The sequence below is a fragment of the Streptomyces yokosukanensis genome (genome assembly GCF_001514035.1).
GTDB classification, from domain to species: Bacteria; Actinomycetota; Actinomycetes; order Streptomycetales; family Streptomycetaceae; genus Streptomyces; species Streptomyces yokosukanensis.
On sequence record NZ_KQ948274.1, the window covers coordinates 1 to 3428 of the forward strand.

The following is a 3428-nucleotide window of genomic DNA, read 5'->3' on the forward strand; positions in this document are numbered from 1 at the left end:
CCTTCCACCTTGATCGTGGACACCTCGACACTGGATCTTGAGTCCAGGGAGAGGAGTCCCGGGTGGGGACCCACAAGTACCCGGCGGAGTTCCGGGCCGACGCGGTGGCGCTGGTCCGTTCGTCGGGCCGGCCTGTCTCACGCATCGCCGCCGAGCTCGGCGTGAACCACGAGACGCTGCGGCAGTGGATCAAGGCCGCGGAGAAGGCCGAGAGGCCCGAGGCGGTCGCGGAGTCCGCGAAGGACGCGGAGATCGCGGCCTTGCGCAAGCAGGTCCGCGAGCTGGAGATGGAACGTGACGTCCTGCGTCGGGCGGCCAAGTATTTTGCGGGCGAGACGAACTGGTGAGCCGCTTCGAGTTCGTTGCCGACCATCGCGACGCCTTTGGCGTGAAGCGGCTGTGCACCGTGCTGAATCTGTCCCGGTCCGGGTTCTACCGGTGGCTGAAGACCGCCCCGGCCCGCGCAGCGAAGAAGGCCGACGACGCCGCGCTCACCCGGCGGATACGCAAGGTGCACACAGAGTCCGGGAAGACGTACGGGACCAAGCGGATCACCGCCGAACTCCGCGCGGGCGGTGTGATGGTGAACCGCAAGCGCATCGAGCGGCTCATGCGCCAACACGGCATCCAGGGGCGGAGGTTGAAGCGGCGGCACCGCACCACGATCCCGGACCCCGCCGCCCAGGCGGTGCCCGATCTGCTTCGGGGGAACTTCACCGCGTCCGCCCCCGACCGGGCCTGGGTCGGTGACATCACCTATCTGCCCGTCGCCGGCGGGAAATTCCTTTATCTGGCCACTGTCATCGACGTGTTCTCTCGTCGCCTGCTGGGCTGGTCGATGGCCGAGCACATGCGGGCCGAGCTCGTCATCGACGCGCTCAACGCGGCAGTCCGCACTCGCGGCACCCAGGTGGACGGCGTCATTTTCCACAGCGATCACGGGGCTCAGTACGGGTCGAAGGCGTTCGCCGACGCCTGCCGCCAGGCCGGGATCCGGCGGTCCATGGGAGCGGTCGGCACCTCCGCGGACAACGCTGCCGCGGAGTCGTTCTTCGCCTCGCTCAAGCGGGAGATCCTTCCCGACCGGCGCGGCTGGCCAAGCGAACGAGCCGCCCGGCTCGCGGTCTTCCGCTGGCTCGGCTTCTCCAACCACCGGCGCAGGCACTCCACGATCGGCTACCTCGCGCCGGTCGCCTTCGAACAGAGATCAACTACGCTGGCCATCGCTGCATGACAACCGGTGTCCACGATCAAGGTGGAAGCCCCGGTGCCCGCAAGAGCTTCTCCTGGAAGGACTACCTCGACCTGCTGGTGCGGGCACACATCCAGCTCGACGGCCCGATCGTGGTGGTCTGGGACAACCTCAACACCCACCTGGCCGCCGGGCTGAAACGGTACGAGGCCGAGCATGACTGGCTCACCACAGTCCGCCTGCCGCCCTACGCACCCGACTTGAACCCCGTCGAGGCCGTCTGGTCACTCGTGCGCAGAGCGATGGCCAACACTGCCTTCGACACACCCGACGACCTCGACCGCATACTCCGCCGCGAGTTACGCAGAATCCAGCTCCGGCCCCGCCTCATCGACGGCTGCCGAACCGCCACGGGCCTGACCCTCGCACCCCCGACCCCACCCTGAAAACCTCAGTAGCCACCAGAACTGGAACCTGAGAGGTGGGGCAGGTCAACCTGTCACCCGAACCTGCAGCAGACCCTCGATCTACCGGGATCACAGCATCGCCTACACCCACCCTGACGGCGATACCCGCCCTATGCGGCACGCCGGCTACACGAGCCCTCAGGGACACGCCGACCACCGCGACCGTTGCTGCAAGCGGCATGCGCCCTCTCAATTGGGCAGTGTCACCATGTGCGCGGCACAGCCTTACGGCAGCCCGGGCACCCGCTTCTTCCTTCTGGTCTTCGAGCCGAATAGCTGAGAGCACGCCGCCGTAACCGGACGACGGCAGCCAGCGACTGGCCGCCCCGTCCGACGGGTGCAGGCCGTCACACTCCTTCCGAGGCCCACTCCCGCCCGCAGCGCTGACGCGGCGCAACAGCTGCCCGGCCCGGCGGTGCCGGGGCACGCAGCGACCACAACGGGCACGGAACGCTGCTCCTCCACGACGGCACGACAGACGTTGATTGGTTCCGCCACCGCATTCCATGTAGTGAAATCGCGCAGGCGAACCATTTCAGTAGTTGAAATATGAACCGGCTTGCGGTGCTCTCGCTTGCTCCACAAGTCCACAGACGCTTAGGTATCAGTAGTCGGCGCGCCGAAAGGCGGGCAAGCGCCGCTGGCACTGAGGCCCTCCCACGCCCTGTGACGTGCGCGGTCGAGCAGCACGCTCGATATCTGGTGCCGCCGCTGGTCCCCCCGGCGGCGGCACCGCCCGCAGCATTAGGGGCTTGATCTGTTTCGCCGGACTTCCCGGAGGACCTGGCCCGCATCTCGCCCTACCTGACCGAGCACATCAACCGGTGCAGCGAGTACAGCACCCATGTCTGTAAGCACTTGTTTTGGCTCCAGTGCACGGAGTTGTTTTGCCCCCAGCGGCGGGTCGCAGGGGGCGTGTGGCGGTGTGATTCACGCCCCTGTAGCAAGGTGATTTGGCCCCACTTCGATCGGGTGGTTCCGCTGGCCGGGGGTGGGGGGTGTTGACGGTAGTTTTGAAGCCTCGGTGGACCTCCGCCAGCGCGCCCCCGACAGGTGCGTGGAGGGTTGCCGACCCGGCTCGACTCAGGTCGCGGACCGCCCGGTGACCGCGGCGACTGGACGAGAACGGGCGATGGTGCGGCCGGCACTGGGACACGACGGTCGGGCCCGAAACAGTTGCTGGTGCAGGTCAGCAACGGCGCTTCTTCTGGCTCTGCGCGAACCGGTAGGACTGGGTGCCGGTCTCGACGATGTGCGCGTTGAAGGTGACCCGGTCGACGATCGCCGTGCAGAGACGGGGATCGGTGAAGGTCTGCTTCCACTCCGAGAACGGGGCGTTCGAGGCGATCGCGATGGCCCGCCGTTCCTCCCGCTCGGTGAAGATCTGGAACAGCAGTTTGGCTCCAGCCTTGTCCAGGTCGAGATAGCCGAACTCGTCCAGACAGAGCAGGTCAACGCGGCCGTAACGGGCGATGGTGCGGGTCAGCTTCTTTGAAGCCAGACGGCTTGCTGCTCGCTGAACTTCCCCAGTCCGTTGAGAACTGGATCGAATGGGGCGAGGAGTAGCCCCGGCCGTTTTCAAGGGTCTGGGCGGAATTTCGTGACGGTCACGAACGTGTCGTTCTCGGCAACATGTTTGGCTGCGGGAATTCCCTGGTCATGGGGGTTCTGTCCGCGCTGAAGGACGTGCTGTTCCCGGATGCCGTGGGAATGGTGCTGGACAGGTTGACCGAGGTGGGCGGGGTGGTTGTGGCCGAAGCCCACAGTGC

Annotated in this window: 1 protein-coding gene and 2 pseudogenes; 2 read left to right on the top strand and 1 reads right to left on the bottom strand. The window is 66.6% G+C overall.

Annotation, left to right across the window (positions count from 1 at the left end):
• Nucleotides 1–62 precede the first annotated feature (62 nt).
• Nucleotides 63–1234 (top strand): IS3 family transposase gene (locus tag AQI95_RS44100; protein ID WP_107121928.1). Its coding sequence is split into 2 segments (ribosomal slippage): nucleotides 63–327 and nucleotides 327–1234, totalling 1173 coding nucleotides; the frame shifts between segments, so codons are not numbered across the junction.
• A 32-nt stretch (nucleotides 1235–1266) separates the two neighbouring features.
• Nucleotides 1267–1638, top strand: a pseudogene (locus AQI95_RS44105) (transposase); the annotation flags it as partial.
• Between the two features lie 1210 nt (nucleotides 1639–2848).
• Here AQI95_RS44105 and AQI95_RS44110 read toward each other — a convergent pair.
• Nucleotides 2849–3151: pseudogene (locus tag AQI95_RS44110) on the bottom strand (ATP-binding protein); the annotation flags it as partial.
• Between the last annotated feature and the right edge of the window lie 277 nt (nucleotides 3152–3428).